This window comes from Micromonospora sp. NPDC005305, from assembly GCF_040607315.1.
In the GTDB taxonomy this organism is placed as follows: domain Bacteria; phylum Actinomycetota; class Actinomycetes; order Mycobacteriales; family Micromonosporaceae; genus Micromonospora.
Genome location: NZ_JBEXGL010000002.1, coordinates 467,773 through 492,351, shown reverse-complemented (window position 1 = coordinate 492,351; position 24,579 = coordinate 467,773). Strand labels below are relative to the sequence as shown.

Sequence of the window (24,579 nt, the reverse complement as noted above, 5' to 3'; positions counted from 1 at the left end):
CCATCGGAAAGGAAATCGGTGTCGCAGATGAACCGCAGGCGGGCGCTACAACTGCTGGCCGCACTGGGTACCACCGGGCTGGCGGCGGGCTGTGGCTCCGGAACCGACACCGCCGACGAGGCGCAGCCCGGCAGCCCAATCAAGATCGGTCTGATCGTCCCGGGCAGCGGCCCGAACAAGGTCATCGGGGACGAGATCACCAACGGGTTCCAGATGTTCCTCACCCTCAACGACGGGCAGCTCGGGGGCCACCCCGTGACACTGGTGCCGGCCGAGGAGGGCGACACCGCCAAGACCGGCCAGGCCGCCGTCGACCGGCTGGTCAAGGAGGGCGTCCTGGCGCTCACCGGCGTTGTCAGCTCCGCCGTGATGCTGGGCATCCGGGACGCCGTCGAGCAGGCACGGATGCCCCTGATCGGCTCCAACGCCTCCCCCATCAGCCTGCAGAGCGTCGTCTACATCTGGCGGACCTCCTACGTGCTGAACGAGCCGGGCGAGGCGCTCGGGCAGTACCTGCGGCAGACGCTGGACGCGTCCAGCCGGATCGCCATCTTCGGCACCCAGGGCCAGAGCAGCCGGGACGTCATCGACGGCCTCCGGCGCGGCTACGAGCAGAACGGCCGCCGGCTGACCGACGAGCCGATCCTCACCGACGACTACGCCAACCCCGGCAAGGGCGTCTACACGGGCGCGATCCGCAAGGCCCTGGACCGGCGGCCCGGGCCCGACGCGGTCTTCTGCCACTACGCCGGGGCGCAGGCGGTGCAGTTCGTCAAGCAGCTCTACGCCGCGGGATACCGGGGCCCCATCTACGCGCCCGGCTTCCTCACCGAGGGCACCGTGCTCGGCCAGCTCGACGACGGCGAGAAGGGCGAGGAGCGGGGCCTGATCGAGAAGCACGGCATCGAGACCGCGCTGAACTACTCGGCCGACCTCAACAACACCGCCAACCGGGTGTTCGCCTCGGCGTACCGCAAGACGTACAACGTCTCGCCCAGCACCTACGCCATGGCCTCGTACGACGCCGCGCAGGTGCTGGACAAGGCGATCCGGCTGGTCGGTGGCAACCCGACCCCGCAGCAGGTCAACCTGGCGCTCGGCAAGATCGGCCAGGTCGACAGCCCCCGCGGCGCCTGGCAGTTCAACCAGTCACGCACCCCGCAGCAGAAGTGGTACCTGCGCCGGGTCCAGCTCGACGGCCGGATGCTCGCCAACGTCGTGATCAACGAGCTGGCCACGCTCGGCTGATCCACCCCGCATACGCGAAACGGGCGGCCTCCCCTCGGGGAGACCGCCCGTTTCCTGCGTTCAGTGGCGCAGCTCGGCGATGCAGCACTTCACGCTGCCGCCGCCCTTCTTCAGCTCGGCCAGCTCGACCGGGACCGGGTGGTAACCGGCCGTCTTGAGCTTGCCGGCCAGCCGGCTCGCCTCGCTGTTCAGCACCACGTTGAGCCCGTCGCTGACCAGGTTGAGGCCGAAGGCCAGGGCGTCCTCGTCGTCCGCGACCACCGCGTCGGGGAAGAGCTGGGTGAGCACCTTCTGGCTGGCCGCCGAGAAGGCGCCCGGGTAGTAGACGATGTTCTCGTCGTCGATCGAGGCGAGCGCCACGTCCAGGTGGTAGAAGCGCGGGTCGACCAGCCGCAGCGAGACCACCGGCCGGTGCAGCGCCTCCTGCGCCTCGGCGTGCGCGGCCAGCTCGGTGCGGAAGCCGTGGCCGGCGAGGATCAGCCCACCGTGCGCCTCCGGCAGGTAGGCGAAGTCACCCTCGCCCTCGTTGGTCTCGCTCGGCGCGATGAAATGCCAGCCGTTGTCCTCGTAGAACGCCCGGTGCACGGCGGCCTCGGCGGCGCGCTGCTCGTGCTTGAACTGGGCGCCGTAGACCGTGCCGTCCACCACGAACGCGCCGTTGGCGGCGAAGACCATGTCCGGCAGCCCGCGCCCGGGGGTGAGCAGGTGCACCTCATGGCCGAGCCCCACCAGGGTCTCGCGCAGGCGGTCCCACTGCTTGACCGCCAGCTCCGCGTCGACCGGGGCGGTCACGTCCATCCACGGGTTGATCGCGTACTCGACGGCGAAGTGCTCGGGCGAGCACATGAGATATGTCCGCTTTCGCGGGACTCGCTGCTGGTTCACGGTCACCAAGAGTAGGTACGGTACAACTTTGGTAACAGCCACAACCATTGCTTCCCAGAGGCGGAACGTTGCAGATAGACGCGGTCGACCAGCGAATCATTGCGTTGCTCGTGGCGGATGCCCGCGCCTCGTACGCGGACATCGGCACGCGGGTGTCACTCTCCGCCCCCGCCGTCAAGCGCCGGGTCGACCGGCTCCGATCGGCAGGCGTCATCCGGGGCTTCACCGCGGTCGTCGACCCGGCCGCCGTCGGGTGGACCACCGAGGCGTTCGTCGAGCTGTTCTGCGCCGGCCGGACCACCCCGGCGCAGATCGGCGCCGCCGCCCGGCGGCATCCCGAGGTGGTCGGCGCATACACCGTCTCCGGCGAGGCGGACGCCCTCGTGCACCTGCGGGCCGCCGACATTTCGCACCTGGAGGAGGCGCTGGAGAGGCTAAGGGCCGAGTCCTTCGTCACCTCGTCCCGCAGCACCATCGTCCTCTCCCGGCTGGTCGAGTCGCCCGGCGTCGGGCCCTCCTCGGCTTGACCTCAACCGCACTTCAGGTCGTCAACTGGACCCGGACGTGTGCGGGGGCGACAGCGGGGAGGCGACGTGCGGGCGGTGTGGCTACGGGAGTTCGGCGGGCCGGAGGTGCTGGTCCCCGGACCGGCGCCGGATCCGGTGCCCGGCCCCGGACAGGTGCTCGTCGAGGTGGCGCACGCGAACATCACCTTCGTCGAGACGATGTTCCGCGCGACCGGGTTCGGCCCGTTCACCGCGACCCTGCCGGTGATCCCCGGCAACGGCGTCGGCGGGACGGTCACCGGGGTCGGCCCCGGGGCGGACCCCGCGCTGCTCGGCCGGCGGGTGGTCAGCACCACCGGCGGCACCGGCGGGTACGCCGAGCGCGTGGCGGTGGACCAGGGCACGCCGATCCCCGTACCGGACGGGCTGCCGCTGGACGCGGCCGTGGCGCTGCTCGCCGACGGCCGGACGGCGCTCATGCTGGCCCGCGCGGCCGGGCTGCGGCCCGGCGAGCGGGTGCTCGTCGAGGCGGCGGCCGGCGGGGTGGGCGGCCTGCTCACCCAGCTCGCCACGGCGGCCGGCGCCCGGGTCGTCGCCGCGGCCGGCGGCCCCCGCAAGGTCGCCCTGCTCCGTGAGCGCGGCCTCGACATCGTGGTCGACTACCGGGAGCCGGACTGGACCGACCGGGTCCGGGCGGCCACCGGCGGGGTGGACGTGGTCTTCGACGGGGTGGGCGGACCGCTCGCCCGGGCGGCCTTCGACCTGCTCGACCGGGGCGGGCGGATGGTCAGCTTCGGGCTGGCCGGCGGCGCCTGGGCCGACGTGCCCGAGGCGGAGGCCGCCGCCCGAGGGGTGGCCCTGCTCCGCCCCGGCGGCACACCCGCCGAGCTGCGCGCGCTCACCGAACAGGCGCTCGCCGAGGGGGCCGCCGGCCGGCTCCGGCCGCTGATCGGTCAGCGTTTCCCGCTGGAACGGGCCGCCGATGCGCACGCCGCCATCGGGTCCCGGGCCACGGTCGGCAAGACCCTCCTCGACGTCCGCTGAACCCGCCGGGCCGTGCCCCCGCCGCCGGCGTCAGAGGTACATGCCGGTGCGGTGCTCCTGCGGGCGGGCCGGCTTGTCCCCCTCGCCGAAGAAGCGCTTGCCGCCGAACTCCCCGTGCAGCCGGTCGTCCAGCTCGTCGGCCAGCCCGGTCATCACCTGCACGGCGAGCATCAGGTGGGTGGCCTGGAAGTTGCGGCCGAAGACCGGGATCGAGGCCCACACCGTGTCGTCGGCGCAGTAGAGCCGGCCGATCGGCATGCGGTTGGTCAGCTCGGAGAGCTTCACATAGAGACGCTCCGTCGGCTCGACCTCGGTGAGCACCGGGGAGAAGACGTCGACCAGGGGCGGATTGTCGCGGACCCGCACGAAGACCATCGCCGAGCCGGCGCGGATGTTGATGTCGCCGTCCGAGTCGACCTGCACCTGGTCGGCCTTGGACTTCAGCATCGTGGAGACGACCGTGCGCACCCGCTCCTCCAGGGCCAGCACGTCGTTCTCGCCGGACTGGGCCGCGCCGGCGGCCGCCAGCGCCTCGTCGAGGTCGGCCTCCACGTCGCGGTCCGGGCCGAACTCGCTGCGCGCGGTGCCGAGCGGCTCCTCCGGCAGCGGCTCCCCCTCGGCGTCGTGCACCAGGTAGACCAGGAAGGCCGGGTGCGGGGCGCCGTAGACGTCGCGCAGGGTCCGGGACAGCACGGCCGACAACCGGGTGGCCTCGTCGGCGACACAGTCCAGGCCGAACTGCTCACCGGAGCCCGCCACCACACCCGGCGGGGACCAGCCGAGCGCGATCATGTCGGCCACCGCGGCCCGGTCCAGCCGGTAGCCCTGCGGCAGCGTCGCGTTGCCGACCGCCCGCGCCGAGAGGCGGCCCTCCTCGCCCGCGTCCACGCTCACCGAGTAGACGGCGTCCCCGGTGCCGGAGGCGGTCGGGTCGAGGGTGACCTCCAGGTGCGCGCCGGCGGGCAGCCTGCGCAGCCGGTCGGCCAGCGCGCGGGCGAACTCCCGCCAGGCCTCGGTCACCTTGGCCCGCAGGTCGGCCGTGGTCGGCTCGTCCAGCAGGATCGACTCGTGCTGCTCCGGCGTCGCGCCGGCGGGCTCACCAGCCGGCGCCGAGGGGTGGTCTGCCGTCATGATCGCCTCCGTCCGTCCTCGCCACCCTACCCACGGACGATGGGGGCCCAATCACCCCGACCGGCATCGGACAGCGGGCCGGCGGCGCTCAGTCGGCGGGGGCGGTCCCGTCCAGCTCGACGGGCCACGTGCCGGCCAGCGCGGCGAGCCGGGCGGCCGCCGCGGCCGGGTCCGCGCCGCGCCCGACGGCCACCCCCAGCAGGTACGCGGTGACCGGCGCCCCCGGCCGCAGCACCTGGTGGGCCACGTCCTTCGCCAGGTCGAGCACGGTCGGCACCGGCACCTCGGCCGGGTCCAGCCCCAGCTCGGCGCAGGCCGCCGTGACCCAGTCGTCCATCACCGTCATCGCGTCCACTCCTCGGCCCGGCGTACGTCCTCATCAGTGTCGCAGTCGAACCAGGGCGGCGGCCCGGACCCGGACCAGGACACCTCCCGCACGGTCGTGCCGGCCAGCAGCGCGCGCACCGGCGCCCCGTCGACCGTGCCGCCGCGCTCGGCGGCGAGCCGGTCCAGGGCCCCCCGGAGCGCGCCCACCCGCCACACCGCGCAGAGGTGCTGCCGGCGGCCGGCGCCGTCGACGTAGCAGGCCATCCCGGCGGCCGAGCCGTCGAGGGCGCCCCGCAGCGCGGCCACCGCAGCGGGTGTGAGCAGCGGCAGGTCGGCCGCGAGCAGGGCGACGGTGGTGGTGCCGGCGTCGAGCAGCGCCAGCCCCGCGGCGGTCCCGGCCACCGGGCCACCGCCGGGCGGCTCCTCGCGGGTCATCCGGACCCCCTCGGGCACCGGGCCGGCCGGGCCCACCACGATCCGCTCGCCCGCGTCGGCCACCGCCGCCAGCACCCGGTGCAGCATGGGCCGGCCGCCGACCGGCCGGGCCGGCTTGTCGACCCCGCCCATCCGGCGGGCCGCGCCGCCCGAGAGCACCACCGCCGCGTACGCCGTCACCGGCCCACGGTAACCGCGGCGGCGTCGCCGTGCGGGTGGCCCGGGGCGCGGGGCAGGATGGGCGGCATGGGACGGGCGACTGACCGGCGGGGCGTGCTCCGGATCGACCTCGACGCGGCGGCCGACGGCCGGTCGCGGATCCGCCGACAGGACAGCCTGGCGGTGGAGGAGCCACTGGAGATCCGGGTCGGCCCGGCGGGCCCCGGCCGGCGCAGGCCGCTCGCCGTGACCATGCGCACCCCCGGCGACGACCTGGACCTGGCGATCGGCTTCCTCCTCACCGAGGGGCTGATCCGGTCGACCGACGACGTGCGCACCGCGCAGCTCTGCGCCGGAGCGGAAACCCCGAACACCTACAACGTGGTCGACGTGGTGCTGGCCCCCGGCGTGCCGGAGCCCGCCACCGATGTGGCCCGGAACTTCTACACCACCAGCTCGTGCGGCGTCTGCGGCAAGGCGAGCATCGACTCCGTCCGGACCCGCTCGCAGTTCGTCGTGCGCGAGGATCCGCTGGCCGTGACCGCCGAGCTGCTCGCCGGGCTGCCCGACCGGCTGCGCGCCGCCCAGCGTGCCTTCGACCGCACCGGCGGCCTGCACGCGGCCGGGCTCTTCACCGCCGACGGTGAGCTGGTGGTGCTGCGCGAGGACGTCGGCCGCCACAACGCGGTGGACAAGGTCGTCGGCTGGGCCGTCCGGGAGCGCCGGCTGCCGCTGGCCGGGCACGTGCTGCTGGTCTCCGGCCGGGCAAGCTTCGAGCTGACGCAGAAGGCGTGGATGGCCGGGGTTCCGCTGCTCGCCGCGGTCTCCGCGCCCAGCACGCTCGCCGCCGACCTGGCCGAGGAGGCCGGGATGACGCTGGTCGGCTTCCTGCGCGGCGCGACCATGAACGTCTACACCGGGGCCCACCGCGTGCCCGGCTGACCCGGTCACCGCCGGGCCGCCCCGCGGGTTTCCCTGTGCAGCGGGTGGCCGCGCGGACGCAGCGCGAACCCCGGTCACCGGCGGGGCCGGCGCTTGCGGCGGCGCAGCACCGTGCCGGCGGTCGCCGGCCAGCCGTCGAGCTCGGACGGGGACAGCCCGCGGCGGAGCGCGTCGTCGAGCAGCAGGGCGAGCGAGTAGCCGGGGTGTGCGGCGAGCACCCGTTCCAGGGCGACGGCTGCCAGCGCGCCGTGCCCCGCGCGCCAGGCGGCGAAGGCCAGCAGGCAGCCCGGAGCGGCGATCAGCTCCGGCTCCGCCCGGCGCAGCACATCGGTCCAGAGACCGATGTCGGCGTCCCGGCCGTCGGTCCGGGACCAGGCGTGGTCGCGGACCGGAAGGTGGGTGAGGAGCACCGTCAACCAGGCCACCTCGTCGTCACCCAACCGCTCACCGCGTCGGTGCCGCCGGAACACCGTGCGCACCGCCGCCGCCCCCGCGGAACGCACCGCGCGACCGCCCACCGGCCCGACCGCTTCCCTGGCCGGCGCCGCCGACACCTCGGTCGGACCGGCCGGCTCCCCGGCACGCTCGCCCGGCTCCGCACGCTCGGCCGGCTCCGCACGCCCGGCCTTCTCGGCGACACCGGCCGTCTCCTCGATCGGGCCGACGGCCTCTCCGGTGAGCTCGGCGAGGCGGCGACGGGCCCGGGTCGTGGCCCGGCGCATGGCCAGCCGGACCGGCCCGTCGATCGGGCCCACCTGCGCGGCCAGCGCGGCCCGGTCGGGCAGGGCGACCTGACCGGCGAAGACGGCCGCCGCGCTGACCTGGCTGGCCGCCGGGTCGTAGGGGGTGCCCTCGGGCGGGCAGCAGGCCGGCTCGGCGCAGAGGTAGGACCACCAGCGCCCGCCGGTCACGCGGAGCGCGTCGAGGACGACCAGCCCCGCCCGGTCCAGGGCCTCGCCGGCCGCGTCGACCGCGCCGGTGACGAGGGCCGCTGGACCGTAGCCGATCACGGTGGCCGCGTCGGTGTCCTGCCGGGCCACCACCTCGGCCAGGTGCCGGGCGGCCCGGCGCGGGTCGCCGCCCGGCTCGGGCAGGTCAGCCCGCGCGGCGAAGACGACCCGCCGGCCGCGCATGGCCACCACCACGACGCTGTCGGCGGGATGGAAGCCGAGCAGGTACGGCACGGCGGCCACGAGGTCGGCGGGCGAGCGGACGGCGAGGCGGAGACGCTCCGTGGAGTTCATGCCGGGAGCGTGCGGCGCACGGGTGCCGCCGCGACAGGCCCTGTGGACGACACGCGGGTTGTCCACAGATACGGAGAGTATCGGGCCAGGTCGGCGACGAGCGGCACACCGGAGAGCCGGTCACGGCCCGCGCCGGCCCCGCGGACGGGCTAGGTTGCGCTCATGGACCTGGCGTACCTGCGGGCACACCCGGAGCACCTGCCGACCTTCCTGACCCACCAGCGGATCCGGGAGACGCCGGTCTCCGGCGGGGACATCTGCGCCGCGTCCCGGCTCACCCTGGACGACGGGCACTCGGTCTTCGCCAAGGCCTGGCCCGAGCACGCGGAACGCGCCGCACCCGAGGGCTTCTTCACTGCCGAGGCGGCCGGGCTGCGCTGGCTGCGCGAGGCCGGCACGGTAGCCGTACCGGAGGTGGTGGTGGCGCTGCCGGAGCTGCTGGCGCTCGACTGGGTCGAGCCCGGCGAGCCGACGCCGGAGGCGGCCGAGCAGTTCGGCCGCGAGCTGGCCGGGCTGCACCGGGCCGGGGCTCCCACCTTCGGCGCCGAGTGGCCCGGGTTCATCGGCGCGCTGCCGCAGGACAACACGCCCGACCCGGGCCCCTGGTCGGAGTGGTTCGCGCAGCGGCGGCTGCTGCCCTACCTGCGGATGTCCGTCGACAACGGCGCGCTCACCACCGCGGAGGCCGGCCCGGTCGAGGAGCTGATCGACCGGATGGCCGAGTTCGGCGGCGACGAGCCGCCGGCCCGGATCCACGGCGACCTCTGGCCCGGCAACCTGCTCTGGGGCCTCGACGACCGGGTCTGGCTGGTGGACCCCGCCGCGCACGGCGGCCACCGGGAGACCGACCTGGCCCAGCTCGCCCTCTTCGGCGGCCCGCCGCACCTCGACCGGATCACGGCCGCCTACCGGGAGGCGTGGCCGCTGGCCGACGGTTGGCGGGAGCGGGTGCCGCTGCACCAGCTCCACCTGCTGCTGGTGCACACCGCGCTGTTCGGGGCCGCGTACCGGGCGGCGGTGGACGCCGTCGCCCGCGCCGCGCTGCGTGGCACCGGACGCGCTACGGTCGACGGGTGACCGCCGCCCCGACGACGACCGACGGGGTCCTCGTCGACCGCTACGGCCGGGTCGCCCGGGACCTCCGGGTCTCGCTGACCGACAAGTGCAACCTGCGCTGCACCTACTGCATGCCCGCCGAAGGGCTGCCCTGGCTGGCCGGGCCGCAGCTGCTCGACGACGACGAGATCGTCCGGCTCATCCGGGTGGCCGTGCACCGGCTCGGCGTCACCGAGGTCCGCTTCACCGGCGGCGAGCCGCTGATCCGGCCCGGCCTGGCCCGCATCGTGTCGGCGGCGGCCGCGCTGGAGCCCCGCCCGCGCATCTCGCTGACCACCAACGGCATCGGCCTGGACCGCCTCGCGCCCACCCTGCGCGCCGCCGGGCTGGACCGGGTCAACGTCTCGCTGGACACCCTGGACCGCGCGCGGTTCGCCGGGCTGACCCGTCGGGACCGGCACGCCGACGTGCTGGCCGGGCTGGCCGGCGCGGCGGCGGCCGGGCTGACCCCCGTGAAGATCAACGCCGTGCTGATGCGCGGCGTCAACGACGACGAGGCCCCCGCGCTGCTCCGCTTCGCCCTGGCCCACGGCTACGAGCTGCGGTTCATCGAGCAGATGCCGCTGGACGCCCAGCACGGCTGGGACCGGTCGACCATGGTCGTCGCCGACGAGATCCTCGCCGCCCTGCGCGCCGAGTTCGCGTTGACCGCCGACCCGGGCGCGCGGGGCGCGGCCCCGGCCGAGACCTGGCTGGTGGACGGCGGCCCGGCCCGGGTCGGCGTGATCGCGAGCGTGACCCGGCCGTTCTGCGGCGACTGCGACCGGACCCGGCTCACCGCCGACGGTCAGGTCCGCAACTGTCTCTTCGCCACCGAGGAGTCCGACCTGCGCGCCGCGCTGCGCGCCGGGGCGGACGACGAGGAGCTGGCCCGGCGCTGGCGTGCCGCGATGTGGGGCAAGCGGGCCGGGCACGGCATCGACGACCCCACCTTCCTGCAACCCGCCCGCCCGATGTCGGCGATCGGAGGCTGACCGGTGCAGCTCACCGTCCGCTATTTCGCCGGCGCGCGGGCCGCGGCCGGCCGCGCCGAGGAGACCGCGCCCGCCGGCCGGTCGCTCGACGCGCTCCTCGACGAGCTGACCGAGCGGCACGGCGAGCGGCTGGCCGTGGTGTTGAAGGCGGCGAGCTTCCTGGTCGACGGAACGGCCTGCCATGATCGTCAGGCACCGCTGCGGGGCGGGGCGACGGTCGACGTGCTGCCGCCCTTCGCGGGCGGCTGAGGGAGGCTCCCGTGTTGGCGATGGCGTCGTTCGTGGGCTTCGCCGTGCTCGTCACGGCCCTGATCCACCTCTACCTGTGGAAGCGGCTGGTGCGGGACACCACCCGCCCGGGCCGCCTGCGGAAGGCCGGCGGGGTGGTGGCGCTGCTGCTGGCGCTGCTGGTGCCGGCGACCATGGCGGGCACCCGCAGCGGCGCGGAATGGCTGGCCTGGCCCGGCTACCTCTGGCTGGCCCTGATGTTCTACCTGCTGGTGCTGCTGCTGGTGCTGGAGGTGCCCACGGCGGTGGCGAAGCTGGTGCTGCGCCGCCGCGAGCGCGCCGCCACCGGCACCGGACCCGCGCCGGCACTGGTCCCGGCCGGATCCACCGCCGGTCGGGCGGACCTCGCCGGTGGGCCGGACCGGGTGTCGGGCGGCCTCGCGTCGGCGTCGCCCGTCGCGCTCGCGGACCCGCCGGCGGCGGAGCCGGCCGGCCGGTCGGCGGCGCCGGCCAGCGAGTCCGCCGCCTCGGCCGGCGCTCCGACCGACCCCCCGCCCGGCACCGACAGCCCGCCCGCCGCGCCGGATCACGACCCGTCCCGCCGGTTGCTGCTCGCCCGGGGGGCCGCCATCTTCGCCGGGCTCACCGCCGCGGGCGTCACCGGGTACGGCGTGCGCACCGCGATGGGACCGCCCCGGCTGGACCGGGTGCAGATCCCGCTGGCCAAGCTGCCCCGCGCCATGGACGGGCTGCGCATCGCCACCGTCTCGGACATCCACCTCGGGCCGCTGCGCGGCCGGTCGCACACCGAGCGGATCGTCGCGATGATCAACCGGCTCGACGCCGACCTGGTGGCGGTCGTCGGTGACCTGGTCGACGGCTCGGTGGCCGAGCTGGGCCCGGCCGCGGAACCGCTGCGCGACCTGCGCTCCCGCTACGGCAGCTTCTTCGTCACCGGCAACCACGAGTACTACTCCGGTGTGGAGGAATGGGTGCGCGAGGTGGACCGGCTCGGCCTGCGGGTGCTCCAGAACGAACGCCAGGAGATCCGGGCCCGGGGCGGCGTTCTCGACCTGGCCGGCGTCAACGACGTCACCGCCGCCGGCACCGGGCTGGCCGCCCCCGCCGACTACGCCGCCGCCCTCGGCGACCGCGACCCCGATCGCCCCGTCGTGCTGCTGGCCCACCAGCCGGTGGCCGCGCACGAGGCCGCGAAGTTCGGCGTGGACCTCCAGCTCTCCGGGCACACCCACGGCGGCCAGATGGTCCCGTTCAACCTGCTGGTGAAGCTCCAGCAGCCGGTGGTCTCCGGCCTGGGCGAGGTGGACGGCACCAAGGTCTATGTCACCAACGGCGCCGGCTTCTGGGGCCCGCCGGTCCGGGTGGGCGCGCCACCGCAGGTGACCCTGGTCGAGCTGCGCGCCCCATAGCGCGTCCGGGCCGCCCGGTCCAGCACCGCATTGCTCACGTCACGCGTACGCGTGGCGGCGGGCGGCCGGGGGACCGGGCGTGACAGGATGCGGCGTGCCTCCGTTCAGCGCCGTACCCTCCGGTGGCCTCCCGTCGTTCGTCGCGGATCTGCACATCCACTCCAGGTACTCGCGCGCGTGCAGCCGTGACCTGACCCTGCCGAACCTGGGCTGGTGGGCCCGACGCAAGGGCATCGGCGTGCTCGGCACCGGCGACTTCACCCACCCCGCGTGGTACGACCACCTGCGCGAGACCCTGCACCCGGCCGAGCCCGGCCTCTACCGGCTGAGCCCGGAGGCGGAGCGGGACATCGCCCGGCGGTTGCCGCCCCGGCTGGCCAGCGCGGCGGAGGCGGACCCGGTCCGGTTCATGCTCAGCGTGGAGATCTCCACGATCTACAAGCGGGACGACCGGACCCGGAAGGTGCACCACCTCATCTACCTGCCGGACCTGGGCGCGGTGGCCCGGTTCAACGCCGCCCTGGGGCGGATCGGCAACCTGGGCTCGGACGGCCGGCCGATCCTCGGGCTGGACTCGCGCGACCTGCTGGAGATCACCCTGGAGGCCAGCCCGGACGGCTACCTGGTCCCGGCGCACATCTGGACGCCCTGGTTCTCCGCGCTCGGCTCGAAGTCCGGCTTCGACGCCATCGCCGACTGCTACGCCGACCTGGCCGAGCACATCTTCGCCGTGGAGACCGGCCTCTCCTCCGACCCGGAGATGAACTGGCGGGTCGGCAGCCTGGACCGCTACCAGCTGGTGTCGAACTCGGACGCGCACTCGCCGCCGGCACTGGCCCGGGAGGCCACCGTCCTCGACTCGGCGCGGGACTATTTCGCCATCCGCGAGGCGCTGCGCACCGGCGACGGGCTCGCCGGCACCATCGAGTTCTTCCCCGAGGAGGGCAAGTACCACGCCGACGGGCACCGGCTCTGCGGGGTGAACTGGTCCCCGGAACGCACCCGGGAGGCCGGCGGGCGCTGCCCGGAGTGCGGGAAGCCGCTGACGGTCGGCGTCCTGAGCCGGGTCGAGGAGTTGGCCGACCGGCCCGAGGGGCACCGGCCGGCGCACGCCCGGGAGGTGACCCACCTCGTGCCGCTGGCCGAGATCCTCGGCGAGCTGAACCGGGTGGGCGCCCGCTCCAAGAGGGTCGAGGGGAAGCTCCACGAGCTGATCGCCGCGCTCGGCCCGGAGCTGGACATCCTCCTCCGTACCCCGCTGGACGAGATCGGCCGGGTCGGCGGTGAGCTGCTCGCCGAGGGCATCGGCCGGCTGCGCCGCGGCGAGGTGCGCCGGGTGCCCGGCTACGACGGCGAGTACGGCGTGATCACCCTGTTCGATCCGGCGGAGCTGGGGTCGTCAACCGGGGGCAGCGGCCAGGACACGCTCTTCGACGTACCCGTGCCCGCGCAGCGGAGGCCCGCGGAGCCGGCGGCGAAGGTCAGGGCGCGGCGCCCGGCGGCGGCCAAGGCGGAGCCGAAGCGCAAGCCCGCCCCGCCGCCCCCGCCACCGATCGCGCCGGCGCCCTCCCCGCACGAGCCGTTCGAGCCGATGCTCGCCGGCATGGAGGAGGTCGGCACCGGGCTGCTGGACCGGCTCGACGCGATGCAGCGGGTGGCCGCCTCGGCGCCGGGCGGCCCGCTGCTCATCGTGGCCGGTCCGGGCACCGGCAAGACGCGGACGCTCACCCACCGGATCGCGTACCTCTGCGCGGAGCTGAACGTCTTCCCGGAGCAGTGCCTGGCGATCACCTTCACCCGGCGGGCCGCGGAGGAGCTGCGGCACCGGCTGGACGGGCTGCTCGGCCCGGTGGCCGAGGACGTCACCGTGGGCACCTTCCACTCGCTGGGGCTGACCATCCTGCGGGAGAACGCGCCGGCCGCGGGGCTGCCGGCGGACTTCCGGATCGCCGACGACGCCGACCGGGCCGCGGCCCGCGCGGAGGCCGGCGAGGACGACGAGCGGTACGCCGCGCTGCTGCGCAAGCGGGACCTGGTCGACCTGGACGAGCTGCTCACCCTGCCGGTGGCGCTGCTGAAGGGCGACAGGAAGCTGGTCCGGGAGTACCGCGAGCGCTGGAAGTGGATCTTCGTTGACGAGTACCAGGACGTCGACGCCGTCCAGTACGACCTGCTCCGGCTGCTCAGCCCGGCCGACGGCAACCTCTGCGCGATCGGCGACCCCGACCAGGCGATCTACTCGTTCCGGGGCGCCGACGTCGGCTACTTCCTGCGGTTCTCCCAGGACTTCACCGACGCCCGGCTGGTCCGGCTGAACCGCAACTACCGGTCGTCGGCGCCGATCCTGGCTGCCGCCGTGCAGGCCATCGCGCCGTCGTCGCTGGTCCGCGGCCGCCGCCTCGACCCGGCCCGGCTCGATCCGGAGGCCCCGCTGGTCGGCCGCTACGCCGCGACCTCCGTCGCGGACGAGGCCGACTTCCTGGTACGCACCATCGATGACCTGGTTGGCGGCCTCTCCCACCGCTCGCTCGACTCGGGGCGGATCGACGGGCGGGCCACCTCGCTGTCCTTCTCCGACATCGCGGTGCTCTACCGCACCGACTCGCAGGCCGCGCCGATCGTGGACGCGCTGGCCCGGGCGAACATCCCCGTGCAGAAGCGCTCGCACGACCGCCTGCGCGACCGGCCGGGCGTCACCGCCATCGCCCGCGAGCTGCGGCACGCGGGGCTCGACGGTTCCCTGGCCGCCCGGGTGCGCCTGGCCGGCCAGATCCTGGCGGAGCGCTTCGCCGTGCCGACCCTCGACGGCTCCGGCGCGGTACGCCCCGAGGACGTCCGCACCGCGGTCGACCTGCTCACCCCGCTGGCCCGGCGCTGCGGCGACGACCTGGAGCTGTTCCTCGCCCAACTCGCCACCGGGGCGGAGGTGGACGCCCTCGACCCGCGCGCCGAGGCGGTCACCCTGCTCACCCTGCACGCGGCGAAGGGGCTGGAGTTCCCGGTGGTGTTCCTGGTCGGCGCCGAGGACGGGCTGCTGCCGCTGCGCTGGCCCGGGCAGGACCCGGACGACGACGCGGTGGCCGAGGAGCGGCGGCTCTTCTTCGTCGGGCTGACCCGGGCGCAGGACCGGCTCTACGTGAGCCACGCGGCCCGGCGTACGCGGCACGGGTCGGAGCGCGAGTGCCGGCCCACCCCGTTCCTGGATGTGATCGACCCGGGCCTGTTCGAGCGCTTCGGTGACACCGAGCCCCGCCGCCCCAAGGACCGCCAGCTCCGGTTGATCTGAAAGGAAGGGCCCCTTCTTAACGCCTGCGGTATAGCAGGGGGCCCCTTCTAACACGCACCGCTGGCGCGAGCGGTGTGCAGCGCCGGGCAGGACGATCACGCGAGCAGGGCCGCCAGCCAGGCGCCGGCGAGGAGCGCCGGACCGAACGGGAGCGGGGTGTCGCGGCGGACCCGGCGGGCGGCGAGCAGGGCGAGGACCACCACGCCGTTCAGCAGGTGCGGGAGGAGCAGGCCGAGGCCCAGGGTCGGCCAGCCGAGCCAGCCGAGCGGCAGGCCGAGCGCGGCGGCCAGCTTGACGTCGCCGAAGCCGAGGCGGGCACCGGGCAGCAGCGCGAGCAGCGCGTACCCGGCGAAGGAGACGGCCGCGCCGGCGAGGGCGGTGAGCAGGCGGCCCGGGGTGCCGGCGACCAGCGCGGCCCCGGCCAGGCCGAGCCCGCCACCGAGCGCCGCCGCGCCGACGAGCGGGTTCGGCAGCCGGAGACAGGCCAGGTCGGCCGTCGCGAGGGCCAGCCCGACGGCCGCGACCAGCAGGAGAGCGGGCAGGGCCGGGTCCGCGCCGCGCGCGGCGGCGAGCCCGCCGAACACCACGGCGCCGGCCGCCACCGCCGCGCCCCGGCCGACCCCGGACCGGGCGGTCGAACCCTCGACGAAGCGGTGGGCCAGCGGGACGGCGGCCCGGCCGGTCAGCGCGCCGAGGAGCGCGACACCCGTCACCAGCCCGGCCGACACGGGCCGGAACGTTACCGGCGGGCCGGCTCCGGGGCCGCCCCGTCGACCGGTCGTGCCGCCGACCGGCGCGGACGCTCGGTGCTCACCACCACGGCGACGCCGGCCACGATCACCGCGCCGCCGAGCAGCACCTGCGCGGTGACCGGCTCGGCGACGAACAGCGCGCCGAGCGCCACCGCGACCGCCGGGTTCACGTACGCGTAGGTGGAAGCCAGGGAGATCGGGGCGTGGGCCAGCAGCCAGACGTACGCGGTGAAGGCGACCAGTGACCCGGCCACCATGAGGTAGACCAGCGCTGCCCAGGAGCGGCCGGTCACCTCGGCGGGGGTGAAGCCCTGCAGTTCGCCCCGGACGACGGCGATCACGGCGAGCGCCGCCGCGCCGGCAACCATCTCGTAGACGGTGGCCACGAACGGGTCGTCCGGCATCCGGATCCGGCCGGAGAGGTAGGAGCCGACCGACCAGCTGATGGCGCCCGCCACGACGGTCAGCGCGCCGGCCAGCGGCACGCTCCCCGAGCCGCCGCTCGGCAGGACGAGCAGCACGAGGCCGGCGAACCCGAGGGCGACGCCGGCGAAGGTCCACGGCCGGGGCCGGTCGCCGCCGACCGTCCGCAGCAGCACCACGAGGAGCGGGACGGTGGCCACCAGCAGCGCGGCGATGCCGGAGGGCAGGGCCGTCCCCTCCGCGCCGGACTCGGCGAGCACCACGAGGCCGTTGCCGCCGGCCAGCAGCAGCACCCCGACCAGCGCGGCCGAGCCGAGCTGCCGCCGGTCGACGCGGAGCGCACCGGGCCCGCGGCGCAGCCGCAGCACCAGGGCGAGCACCGCGGCGGCCGCGGCGAAGCGCATCGCGGCGGAGGTGAGCGGCGGCAGGGACTCGACCGCGACCCGGATGCCCAGGTAGGTCGAGCCCCAGAGCACGTAGACCAGGACCAGCGCGGTCCAGATCAGGGCCGGGCGGGCCGGGGCGGCGTCGTGGTCGACGGCGGGCGTCGCACTCGTGGGGCGTGAGCTCATCGGTGGACCACGCTACGGTGACCACGGCGTCGGCGTCCCCTGTTGGTGGCCGGCCTCTCAGCACTGGCGTACGCAGGAGGGCGTTCATGTCGAACTTCGGACCACCGGGCGGCGGCTCCCCCGAGCCGTGGGGTGGGCGGCGCCCCGACGACGGCTACGCTCCGCCGGCCGATCCGCGCTACGACCCGGGCTACGGCGGGCAGCCGGGGGGCTGGGACGAGCCGCCGACCCGACACTACGAACCGGCAGCCCCGCACTACGAGCCGCCCGCCCAGCGCTACGACCAGTCGACCCCGCGCTACGAGCCGGGTCCCGCCTGGAACGCCGGCCCGCCGCCGGCCGCACCGCCCTACCAGGGCTACCCGGCCGGGCCCGGCTACGGCGACCAGCCGCCGTACGCCGAGCCGACGCCGCCGAAGCGCGGCAAGGGGCCCCTGCTGGTGGTCGTGGTCGTGCTGGCGGTACTGCTGCTGGGCGGCGCGGGTGCCTACTGGCTGCTCGGCCGGGACGACTCGGGCACGGGCGGGACGGCGGCGCCGTCCGCGCCGGCCGCGGGCCCGACCGGGGCCGCGAGCGAGCCGGCCGACGCGCCCACCACCCCGCCGGCGCCGGCCTCCTCGACCGACCCGCGCTTCGTGAAGGCGGGCCAGTGCGTCGCCAACGAGGGCGGCTCCGCCGCGCCGAAGCTGGTGATCACCGAGTGCGCCGCGAAGACCTATCAGGTGCTGCGCCGCATCGACGGGTCGACCAGCGGCAAGAAGGACGCCGAGTCGAAGTGCGCCAAGGTCGAGGGCTACACGGACTGGTACTTCTTCGACAGCCGGCTCGACACCCTCGACTTCGTGCTGTGCCTGAAGCGACGGTAGGACCCCGGTAGCCAAAACTAGGGCTGTCTAGCGTGGACGCTAGACAGCCCTAGTTTCGCCTCGACGGGTCCCGACACGCGGTAGTCGCCTCTACGCATGTCTAGCCCCGCCGCTAGACGGCCCGATACTGTGCGATTCGTGGATCCGGTCCGCAACCCGTACGCCCCCGGCGCCGGCCAGCGCCCGCCCGAACTCGCCGGGCGGGGGCGGGAGCTGGACGTCTTCGACGTGGTGCTGGAGCGGATCGCCCGCGGCCGGCCGGAACGCAGCCTCATGCTGACCGGGCTGCGCGGCGTCGGCAAGACCGTCCTGCTCAACACGCTGCGCTCGCAGGCCATCAACCACCTCTGGGGCACCGGCAAGATCGAGGCCCGGCCGGACCAGTCGCTGCGCCGGCCGGTCGCCGCCGCGCTGCACATGGCGGTCCGCGAACTGGCCCCGCGGCACCGTGCCCCCGACCGGATCGACGCCCTCCTCGGAGTGCTCAAGGCGTTCGCCCAGCGCGCCGCCCCGGCCGGGCGCGGCGGGGCCGCCCCGAAGCTGCGCGACCGCTGGCAGCCCGGCATCGACGTGCCGGCCAGCAGCGGCCGGGCCGACTCCGGCGACATCGAGATCGACCTGGTCGAGCTGCTCACCGACGCCGCCGCGGTGGCCACCGACGTGGGCACCGGCATCGCGATCTTCATCGACGAGATGCAGGACCTCGGCGCGGAGGACGTCTCCGCGCTCTGCGCCGCCTGCCACGAGCTGTCGCAGCTCGGCGCGCCGCTGATCGTCGTCGGCGCCGGGCTGCCGCACCTGCCGGCCGTGCTGAGCGCCGCGAAGTCGTACTCCGAGCGGCTCTTCCGCTACCAACGGATCGACCGGCTGGACCGCATCGCCGCCGACCAGGCGCTCTGCGCCCCGGCCGAGCGGGAGGAGGTCGAGTACGAGCAGAAGGCCCTCGACCTGCTCTACGAGAAGTCCGGCGGCTACCCGTACTTCGTCCAGGCGTACGGGAAGGCCACCTGGGACCACGCGCCACGGTCGCCGGTCACCGCCGCGGACGTCCGGGTCGCCGCGCCCGAGGCGGAGGCGGAGCTGGCGGTGGGCTTCTTCGGCTCGCGGTTCGAGCGGGCCACCCCGGCCGAGCGCGAGTACATGCGCGCCATGGCGACGCTCGCGCTGGTGGACGGGGAGGAGAGCGGCCGCGACGACATGGACGCGGCGGTGCCCACCGCGGAGATCGCGCGGGCGCTCGGGCGCAAGCCGGCCAGCCTCTCGCCGGCCCGCGACGCGCTGATCAAGAAGGGCCTGATCTATTCGGGCGAGCGGGGCACGGTCGCCTTCACCGTCCCGCACTTCGGCCGCTACCTGCGCACCCAGCCGGCCTGACCGCAGCTCACACCTTCGACCAGGGCGGCGGGAAGACCACCTCGCCGGTCGGGGGCGGTGGCTCGTCGCTGGTGGACGGCGGCAGCAGCAGCGCCTGCCACGGCTCGCCCAGGCCCGACCACGGGCTGGTCAACCCCAGCCGGTCCGCGCGGCCGAACCCGAACCGGCGGTAGTAGGCCGGGTCGCCCAGCACCACCACCAGCCGCTCGCCCAGCTCGGTCGCGGCGTCGAGGGCGGCCTGCACCACCGCCGCGCCGTGCCCGATCCGCTGCCGGTGCGGCGCGACCGCCACCGGGCCGAGCGCCAGCGCCGGCCAGGCGCCACCGTCGGTGCGCACCTGCACCCGGGTGAGCAGCGCGTAGCCCACCACCTCGCCGCCGTACTCGGCGACCATGGCCAGCTCGCGGATCCAGGCGTCGCTGCGCCGCAGGTCCTCGACCAGCCCCACCTCGGGCGGGGTGGCCACGTCGGGGCGAGCGAACGCGGCGGCCAGCACCCGGGCGACCGGCTCCTCGTCCGCCGGGTCCTCGGGTCGGAGTCGCAGGGTCGTCACCCGCGCGACCTTACCGCCCGGAGGCGGTCCATCCGCGACGGTCGCTGAAATCGGTACGCTCCGGACGTCCACGTCGGCCGATCCCTTTCGAGTGTTGCCGGGGTGGCGAGGCCCGGGACGGGGTATGACTGAGCAATGAAGCCCGTGCGCTCCCTCGCCCGCGTCATGTTGAGCGGCATCTTCGTGGTCAGCGGCGCCCGCAACCTGCGGAACCCGGGACGGCTGGTCCCGGCCGCGCAGCCGATCACCGACAAGGTCACGCCGCTGCTCCAGAACATCAACCCCCGCATCCCCACCGACACCGCGACGCTGGTCCGGGCCAACGCGGCCACCCAGCTGGTCGGCGGGCTCATGCTGGCGACCGGCAGGTTCACCCGGCCGGCCGCGCTCATCCTCGCCGGCACGCTGGTGCCGACCACCGCCGCCGGCCATCCCTTCTGGAACAACGACGACCCGGCGGCGCGGAACAACAACCAGGTCCACTTCCTGAAGAACCTCGGGCTCTTCGGCGGTCTCCTCCTCGCCGCCGCCGACACCGAGGGCAAGCCGGGGCTCCGCTGGCGCACCGGCCATCGGATCAACCACTCGCGCCGCTCCGTGAAGCGCGCGGTCCGGACCGCCCGCCGGGAGGCGAAGATCGCCGTACGCTCGGCGGCCACCGCCCGCCGAATCCCGGGCTGACCTGCATCAATACGGCCTCCACCCCCCGCAAGGCCACCAATCACCTGAACCGTCCGAGACCCGTTAACGCGGTGGAAATGTCAAAAACACGTGTGGGATCGGACACGGTCGCATAACGCGGGAGGCAGTAACGTGAGGCGCCGTTCTAGGCTCCGTGCTGGACCTGGACGGGCAGGACGACCTTGGTACGGGGGTGGCCACGCCATGCCGACGACAGTCGGTAGACGGATGGACCGCCTCGTTCCCCTCCAGCGCGCCACACGGGGGATCGACCGCCGGACCGTCGTGCGGACCGCCCTCGTGGCCGCCGTCGCCTACGCCGCATGGCTCGCCATCGGCGCCTTCGGCCGGCCGTACAACTTCTTCGACATGAAGATCTACCACGGTGCCGTGGTCTGGTGGGCGAGCGGCAACGAGCTGTACGACTTCATCGCCCCCTCCACCACCCTGGGCTTCACCTACCCGCCGTTCGCCGCCCTGGCCATGCTGCCGATGTCCTGGCTGCCCGTCGACGCCGCCGGCGGGCTCAACGCCCTGGCCAGCATCGCGGCGCTCGCCGTCGTGCTGGCCGCGCTGCTGCGCCCCATCGTCGACCGGCTGGGCTGGTCGCTCTGGTTCACCGTCGGCATCGCCACCCCGCTGGCGGTGGCCATCGAGCCGTCCCGGGAGACCCTCGGCTACGGCCAGGTCAACCTGCTGCTCTTCGCACTGATCATGGCGGACCTGGTCGGCCTGCGCTGGCGGGCCCGGCGCGGCACCCACCACGAGACCGCCGACTCGGCGCTGGCCCGGTTCGTCTACAGCGGCGCCTGGGCCGGGGTCGGCATCGGGCTGGCCACCGCGGTCAAGCTCACCCCGGCGCTGTTCCTGGCCTATCTCGTGATCACCCGGCAGTGGCGGGCGGCGCTGACCGCGGTCGGCACGACCATCGGGGTGACCATCGCGACGTTCGGGCTGGTCGGCGCGGAGTCCCGGACGTACTTCACCGACGTGCTCTGGCAGACCGAGCGGGTCGGCGCCGCGGACATGACCGCCAACCAGTCGCTCGCCGGCCTGCTGGCCCGGCTCTACGACTCGATCGAGACGCCCGGCCTGCTCTGGCTGGCCTTTGCGGTGCTGATGCTGGCGCTCGGGCTGTCCCGGGCGGTCAGTGCGCGCGCCGACGGCGACGAGTTGACCGCGTTCACCCTGGTCGGGCTCACCGCCAACGTGATCAGCCCGATCTCCTGGTCACACCACCTCGTCTGGGTCATCCCGGCGATCATCGTGCTGGCCGACGCCGCCGTACGCCGCCGCGAGGCGAGCCGCAGCCTGCTGCCCCGGGGCACCGGCACGCCGCCGGCCACCGGAGTGCCGGCGCTGCGCCCCCCGATCTGGTACCCGACCCTGACCGGGCTCCGGCACGGGGTCGGCGCGCTCGGCCTCTACCTGCTCTTCCTGATCTCGCCCATCTGGCCGTACGAGCACCAACTCCCCGAGGTGTCCCACTACCAGGACGGCCTGTTCGGCGCGCTCATGGAGAACTCGCTGGCCGTCGCCCTGATCGTGCTGGTCGCGGCCCTGCCCTGGCGCCCCGGCGCCGAGCCGGCCTTCTACCACGACCGGCTCACCCGGGCGGCCCAGCCGGCCGGGCGGCGCTGAGCGTCAGGGGCAGTTCACCCACTCCTCGGCGCCGTCGGCGAACACCTGCCGCTTCCAGATCGGCAGCCGCGCCTTCACCTCGTCGACCAGCCGCGCGCAGGCCGCGAAGGCCGCCGCCCGGTGCGCCGTGCTGACCGCCGCCACCAGGGCCACGTCACCGATCTCCAGCGGGCCGACCCGGTGCGACACGGCCACCGCGTACACCTCGGGGTCGGCGGCGATCTCGGCGGCCACCTCGCGCAGCACGGCCTCGGCGGTCGGGTGGCCCTCGTACTCCAGCAGCAGGACCGTCCGGCCGTGGTCGTGGTCGCGGACCACGCCCTGGAACGAGACCACCGCGCCGGCCCGGCGGTCGGCGACCGCCGCCTCGTGCGCGGCCAGGTCCAGCGGCCGGTCGCTCACCGCGCCGACCACCACGCCGCCCACACTCATCATGTCCGCTCTCCCGGGGTCAGCGGCAGCGGTACGAGCGGCACCCGGTCGCCCGCCGCGCCGCTCGTGCCCGGCCGGATCACGGCGAAGCCGTCCGCGCCCGCCAGGCCGCGCAGCATCGCCGAGCCGACGTGGCGGACCGGGTGTGCGGTGCCGGCCACCCGGTCCCACCGCACCAGGGCGAGGTGGGTGTGGTCGCCCCGCCCCGGGACCGGCTCGGCCAGGGTGACCTGCGGCAGCACCGGCATCGGCCGGCCCTGCAGGCCGGCGAGCAGCGGCGCGACCAGCGACACCAGCGCGACGATCGCGGACTGCGGGTTGCCCGGCAGGCCGGCGACGAAGCGGACCCGGCCGTCGCCGTCGGCCAGCCGGGCCAGCAGCATCGGGAAGCCCGGCCGGACCGCCACCGTGTTCACCACGTAGTCGGCGCCGAGCGTCTCCAGCGTCGGGTGCAGGTGGTCGACCGGGCCGTGCATGGTGCCGCCGGTGGTGCAGACCAGATCGGCGTCGGCGAGCGCGGCGCGCACCGCGGCCACGTGGGCGGGGAGGGTGTCGGCGACCGGACCGACCACGTCGGCGGGGCGCACCTGGCAGCCGTACCGGCGCAGCCAGGCGGGCACCGCGGGGCCGAGCGCGTCGCGGACCCGGCCGGCCCCCGGCGGGCCCGCGGTCAGCAGCTCGTCACCGAAGACCAGCAGCGCGGCGCGGGGCCGGCGGCGGACCCGCAGGGTGTCGTGGCCGCAGGAGGCGGCCAGGCCGATCACCGCCGGGTCGACGGGCGTGCCGGCGGGCAGCAACTCCTCCCCGGCGTACGCCTCCTCGCCCGGCTCCCGCCACTCCGGCGCGGGGCGGGGCGTGCCGGCCACCCGGCCGTCGGCGGTGCGGGTCGACTCCTCGATCCGCAGGACGGCCGTCGTGCCCTCGGGGACCATGGCACCGGTGGCGATCTCCACGGTGGTGCCGGCGGCCTCCAGCGGGGGCGGGGTCTGCCCGGCGAGCACCCGGCCGACGACCTGCCACGGGCCGTCCCCGCGCACCGCCCAGCCGTCCACGCTGGAGGTCGGGAACGCCGGCAGGTCGGTACGCGTCGTCAGCGGCTCGGCCAGGGTGTGCCCGTCGGCGTCGGCGAGCGGCCGGCCGACCGTGGGGAGCGCGGCGGCGAGACCCACCGCGTACACCCGGGAGCGGGCCTCCTCCCACCCGGCGGGCGGCGGCGCGGCGACCTCGGCCGCGGCGGCTGCGGTTTCCGTGCTCATCCGGCGAGCCTAGCGCCGGTGCGGCGGGGGTGTGTGGTCAGTGGTCTCCGCCGCGGAGCTGGTCGACGGTGTGCCCCAGGATCGCCCCGAGCACCGCCAACCCGTCCTTCGCCCCGCCCCGCGACCCGGGCAGGTTGACCACCAGCATGCGGCCGGCCACCCCGGCCAGCCCGCGCGACAGCGCGGCCGTCGGCACGGCGTCGCGGCTGTGCGCCCGGATCGCCTCGGCGATGCCGGGGATCTCGTAGTCGAGCAGGGGGCGGGTCACCTCGGGAGTGCGGTCGGTCGGGGTGACACCCGTGCCGCCGCTGGTCACCACCACGTCGACGCCCTCGTCGCGGGCCGCCCGCAGCGCCGCGCCGACCGGCTCGCCGTCGGGCACCACCACCGGCTCGTCGACCTCGCAGCCCAGCTCCCGCAGGCCGGCGACGAGCAGCGGACCGCTGGTGTCCGCGTAGACCCCGGCGGCCGCCCGGTTGGAGGCGACGATCACCCGGGCCCGGATCACGGCCGGTCCTCCGGCCGGACCCACTCGCCGGTCTTGCCGCCCTCCTTGCGCAGCACCCGGACCGCGTCCACCGAGGCCGCCGGGTCGACGGCCTTGACCATGTCGACCAGGGCGAGCCCGGCGACGGCCACCGCGGTGAGCGCCTCCATCTCGACCCCCGTCCGGTCGGCGGTCCGCGCCGTGGCGGTGATCTCGACCGTGTCGTCGGTGAGGCGCAGGTCGACGGTGACGCCGTGCAGGGCGATCGGGTGGCAGAGCGGGATCAGGTCGGGAGTCCGCTTGGCCCCCATGATGCCGGCGAGCCGGCCGACGGCCAGGGCGTCCCCCTTGGGCAGGCCGTCGCGGCGCAGCAGGTCCACCACCTCGGCGGTGGTGCGGAGGCGGCCGGCGGCGACCGCGAGCCGGCCGGAGACCGGCTTGGCGGAGACGTCGACCATCCGGGCCGCGCCGGCCGGGTCGACGTGGGTGAGCTGCGCGGGTTCGGTCACGGCCGCGAGCCTATCCGTCCGAGCGGGGCGCGGGTCGGCATCCGCCACGCCTCGGGCGCCTCCGTCAAACTGTCCTCC

General features: G+C 75.3%; 24 protein-coding genes and 2 pseudogenes. 14 read left to right on the top strand and 12 right to left on the bottom strand.

Annotated elements, in window-relative coordinates:
* Positions 1-18 precede the first annotated feature (18 nt).
* Positions 19-1,248, top strand: coding sequence for an ABC transporter substrate-binding protein (locus ABZS80_RS05515; protein WP_355054574.1), 1,230 nt, complete (start codon positions 19-21; stop codon positions 1,246-1,248).
* A gap of 60 nt (positions 1,249-1,308) precedes the next feature.
* On the opposite strand, the gene ddaH is transcribed toward ABZS80_RS05515, so the two are convergent.
* On the bottom strand, positions 1,309-2,142 hold the full coding sequence (gene ddaH / locus ABZS80_RS05510) for a dimethylargininase (protein WP_355054573.1): 834 nt from the start codon (positions 2,140-2,142) through the stop codon (positions 1,309-1,311).
* Between the two features lie 59 nt (positions 2,143-2,201).
* On the opposite strand from ddaH, the gene ABZS80_RS05505 reads away from it, so the two are divergent.
* Both ABZS80_RS05505 and ABZS80_RS05500 read left to right on the top strand, forming a co-directional pair.
* Positions 2,202-2,660 (top strand): Lrp/AsnC family transcriptional regulator, encoded by a 459-nt coding sequence (locus ABZS80_RS05505; protein ID WP_355054572.1) that lies wholly within the window; start codon positions 2,202-2,204, stop codon positions 2,658-2,660.
* 66 nt (positions 2,661-2,726) lie between these two features.
* Positions 2,727-3,683, top strand: coding sequence for a zinc-binding dehydrogenase (locus ABZS80_RS05500; RefSeq protein WP_355054571.1), 957 nt, complete (start codon positions 2,727-2,729; stop codon positions 3,681-3,683).
* A gap of 30 nt (positions 3,684-3,713) precedes the next feature.
* On the opposite strand, the gene ABZS80_RS05495 is transcribed toward ABZS80_RS05500, so the two are convergent.
* From ABZS80_RS05495 to ABZS80_RS05485, 3 genes are all read right to left on the bottom strand, one after another.
* Positions 3,714-4,814, bottom strand: a complete 1,101-nt coding sequence (locus ABZS80_RS05495; protein ID WP_355054570.1) for a hypothetical protein — start codon at positions 4,812-4,814, stop codon at positions 3,714-3,716.
* Positions 4,815-4,902: 88 nt separating this feature from the next.
* Positions 4,903-5,160: a DUF6457 domain-containing protein gene (locus tag ABZS80_RS05490; RefSeq protein ID WP_151464396.1), complete on the bottom strand. Its 258-nt coding sequence runs from the start codon at positions 5,158-5,160 to the stop codon at positions 4,903-4,905.
* The gene (locus ABZS80_RS05485) at positions 5,157-5,756 is read right to left on the bottom strand and encodes an NTP transferase domain-containing protein (protein ID WP_355054569.1); all 600 of its coding nucleotides are present in this window, start codon (positions 5,754-5,756) and stop codon (positions 5,157-5,159) included. Before ABZS80_RS05485 ends, ABZS80_RS05490 begins: the two co-directional genes overlap by 4 nt.
* Positions 5,757-5,822: 66 nt before the next feature.
* On the opposite strand from ABZS80_RS05485, the gene fdhD reads away from it, so the two are divergent.
* A complete protein-coding gene (gene fdhD / locus ABZS80_RS05480) occupies positions 5,823-6,677 on the top strand; it encodes a formate dehydrogenase accessory sulfurtransferase FdhD (protein WP_355054568.1) in 855 nt (284 codons plus the stop codon).
* Between the two features lie 74 nt (positions 6,678-6,751).
* On the opposite strand, the gene ABZS80_RS05475 is transcribed toward fdhD, so the two are convergent.
* Positions 6,752-7,921, bottom strand: a complete 1,170-nt coding sequence (locus ABZS80_RS05475; protein WP_355054567.1) for a DUF4192 domain-containing protein — start codon at positions 7,919-7,921, stop codon at positions 6,752-6,754.
* Between the two features lie 162 nt (positions 7,922-8,083).
* Between ABZS80_RS05475 and ABZS80_RS05470 the strand changes: the two genes are divergently transcribed.
* From ABZS80_RS05470 to ABZS80_RS05445, 6 genes and pseudogenes are all read left to right on the top strand, one after another.
* Entirely contained in the window at positions 8,084-8,998 is a 915-nt protein-coding gene (locus ABZS80_RS05470; protein WP_355054566.1) for a fructosamine kinase family protein, read from the top strand.
* A complete protein-coding gene (gene moaA / locus ABZS80_RS05465; protein WP_355054565.1) occupies positions 8,995-10,011 on the top strand; it encodes a GTP 3',8-cyclase MoaA in 1,017 nt (338 codons plus the stop codon). Before ABZS80_RS05470 ends, moaA begins: the two co-directional genes overlap by 4 nt.
* A 3-nt stretch (positions 10,012-10,014) precedes the next feature.
* On the top strand, positions 10,015-10,260 hold the full coding sequence (locus ABZS80_RS05460; protein ID WP_355054564.1) for a MoaD/ThiS family protein: 246 nt from the start codon (positions 10,015-10,017) through the stop codon (positions 10,258-10,260).
* Between the two features lie 20 nt (positions 10,261-10,280).
* Positions 10,281-10,628: pseudogene (locus tag ABZS80_RS05455) on the top strand (metallophosphoesterase); the annotation flags it as partial.
* Between the two features lie 192 nt (positions 10,629-10,820).
* Positions 10,821-11,669 (top strand): annotated as a pseudogene (locus ABZS80_RS05450) (metallophosphoesterase); the annotation flags it as partial.
* A 94-nt stretch (positions 11,670-11,763) separates the two neighbouring features.
* Positions 11,764-14,955 carry a UvrD-helicase domain-containing protein gene (locus ABZS80_RS05445; protein WP_355054563.1) on the top strand — a complete coding sequence of 1,064 codons (3,192 nt, stop codon included), beginning with the start codon at positions 11,764-11,766 and terminating at the stop codon, positions 14,953-14,955.
* 95 nt (positions 14,956-15,050) lie between these two features.
* Here the strand turns inward: ABZS80_RS05445 and ABZS80_RS05440 are convergent, their stop codons facing one another.
* Together ABZS80_RS05440 and ABZS80_RS05435 are read right to left on the bottom strand one after the other, a co-directional pair.
* Positions 15,051-15,683: a prepilin peptidase gene (locus ABZS80_RS05440; RefSeq protein ID WP_355054562.1), complete on the bottom strand. Its 633-nt coding sequence runs from the start codon at positions 15,681-15,683 to the stop codon at positions 15,051-15,053.
* Positions 15,684-15,694: 11 nt separating this feature from the next.
* The gene (locus ABZS80_RS05435) at positions 15,695-16,702 is read right to left on the bottom strand and encodes an EamA family transporter (RefSeq protein ID WP_355054561.1); all 1,008 of its coding nucleotides are present in this window, start codon (positions 16,700-16,702) and stop codon (positions 15,695-15,697) included.
* Between the two features lie 86 nt (positions 16,703-16,788).
* On the opposite strand from ABZS80_RS05435, the gene ABZS80_RS05430 reads away from it, so the two are divergent.
* Both ABZS80_RS05430 and ABZS80_RS05425 read left to right on the top strand, forming a co-directional pair.
* Positions 16,789-17,568, top strand: a complete 780-nt coding sequence (locus ABZS80_RS05430; RefSeq protein WP_355054560.1) for a flagellar basal body protein FliL — start codon at positions 16,789-16,791, stop codon at positions 17,566-17,568.
* A 138-nt stretch (positions 17,569-17,706) separates the two neighbouring features.
* Positions 17,707-18,942, top strand: a complete 1,236-nt coding sequence (locus ABZS80_RS05425; protein ID WP_151464463.1) for an ATP-binding protein — start codon at positions 17,707-17,709, stop codon at positions 18,940-18,942.
* 7 nt (positions 18,943-18,949) lie between these two features.
* Here ABZS80_RS05425 and ABZS80_RS05420 read toward each other — a convergent pair whose 3' ends face one another.
* Positions 18,950-19,495: an N-acetyltransferase gene (locus ABZS80_RS05420; RefSeq protein WP_355054559.1), complete on the bottom strand. Its 546-nt coding sequence runs from the start codon at positions 19,493-19,495 to the stop codon at positions 18,950-18,952.
* 135 nt (positions 19,496-19,630) lie between these two features.
* Here ABZS80_RS05420 and ABZS80_RS05415 point away from each other — a divergent pair, with 135 nt between their 5' ends.
* A complete protein-coding gene (locus tag ABZS80_RS05415; protein ID WP_355054558.1) occupies positions 19,631-20,176 on the top strand; it encodes a DoxX family protein in 546 nt (181 codons plus the stop codon).
* Between the two features lie 204 nt (positions 20,177-20,380).
* On the top strand, positions 20,381-21,817 hold the full coding sequence (locus ABZS80_RS05410; RefSeq protein WP_355054557.1) for a glycosyltransferase 87 family protein: 1,437 nt from the start codon (positions 20,381-20,383) through the stop codon (positions 21,815-21,817).
* 3 nt (positions 21,818-21,820) lie between these two features.
* On the opposite strand, the gene ABZS80_RS05405 is transcribed toward ABZS80_RS05410, so the two are convergent.
* From ABZS80_RS05405 to moaC, 4 genes are read right to left on the bottom strand one after another with little or no spacing between them, the layout of a single operon-like run.
* Entirely contained in the window at positions 21,821-22,249 is a 429-nt protein-coding gene (locus ABZS80_RS05405; protein ID WP_355054677.1) for a molybdenum cofactor biosynthesis protein MoaE, read from the bottom strand.
* Positions 22,249-23,505: a molybdopterin molybdotransferase MoeA gene (locus ABZS80_RS05400; RefSeq protein ID WP_355054556.1), complete on the bottom strand. Its 1,257-nt coding sequence runs from the start codon at positions 23,503-23,505 to the stop codon at positions 22,249-22,251. Before ABZS80_RS05400 ends, ABZS80_RS05405 begins: the two co-directional genes overlap by 1 nt.
* Positions 23,506-23,542: 37 nt before the next feature.
* The gene (locus tag ABZS80_RS05395) at positions 23,543-24,013 is read right to left on the bottom strand and encodes a MogA/MoaB family molybdenum cofactor biosynthesis protein (RefSeq protein ID WP_355054555.1); all 471 of its coding nucleotides are present in this window, start codon (positions 24,011-24,013) and stop codon (positions 23,543-23,545) included.
* Positions 24,010-24,501 (bottom strand): cyclic pyranopterin monophosphate synthase MoaC, encoded by a 492-nt coding sequence (moaC, locus tag ABZS80_RS05390; RefSeq protein WP_151464469.1) that lies wholly within the window; start codon positions 24,499-24,501, stop codon positions 24,010-24,012. The genes ABZS80_RS05395 and moaC overlap by 4 nt, the downstream gene beginning before the upstream one ends.
* Positions 24,502-24,579 lie beyond the last annotated feature (78 nt).

Excerpts from the sequence above, each read along its gene's own strand:
- ABZS80_RS05490 (WP_151464396.1), bottom strand. The coding sequence starts at position 5,160 with ATGACGGTGATGGACGACTGGGTCACGGCGGCCTGCGCCGAGCTGGGG.
- fdhD (WP_355054568.1), top strand. The coding sequence starts at position 5,823 with ATGGGACGGGCGACTGACCGGCGGGGCGTGCTCCGGATCGACCTCGAC.
- ABZS80_RS05410 (WP_355054557.1), top strand. The coding sequence starts at position 20,381 with ATGCCGACGACAGTCGGTAGACGGATGGACCGCCTCGTTCCCCTCCAG.
- ABZS80_RS05405 (WP_355054677.1), bottom strand. The coding sequence starts at position 22,249 with ATGAGTGTGGGCGGCGTGGTGGTCGGCGCGGTGAGCGACCGGCCGCTG.
- ABZS80_RS05470 (WP_355054566.1), top strand. The coding sequence starts at position 8,084 with ATGGACCTGGCGTACCTGCGGGCACACCCGGAGCACCTGCCGACCTTC.
- ABZS80_RS05430 (WP_355054560.1), top strand. The coding sequence starts at position 16,789 with ATGTCGAACTTCGGACCACCGGGCGGCGGCTCCCCCGAGCCGTGGGGT.
- ABZS80_RS05435 (WP_355054561.1), bottom strand. The coding sequence starts at position 16,702 with ATGAGCTCACGCCCCACGAGTGCGACGCCCGCCGTCGACCACGACGCC.
- ABZS80_RS05495 (WP_355054570.1), bottom strand. The coding sequence starts at position 4,814 with ATGACGGCAGACCACCCCTCGGCGCCGGCTGGTGAGCCCGCCGGCGCG.
- ABZS80_RS05475 (WP_355054567.1), bottom strand. The coding sequence starts at position 7,921 with ATGAACTCCACGGAGCGTCTCCGCCTCGCCGTCCGCTCGCCCGCCGAC.
- ABZS80_RS05400 (WP_355054556.1), bottom strand. The coding sequence starts at position 23,505 with ATGAGCACGGAAACCGCAGCCGCCGCGGCCGAGGTCGCCGCGCCGCCG.
- ABZS80_RS05415 (WP_355054558.1), top strand. The coding sequence starts at position 19,631 with ATGAAGCCCGTGCGCTCCCTCGCCCGCGTCATGTTGAGCGGCATCTTC.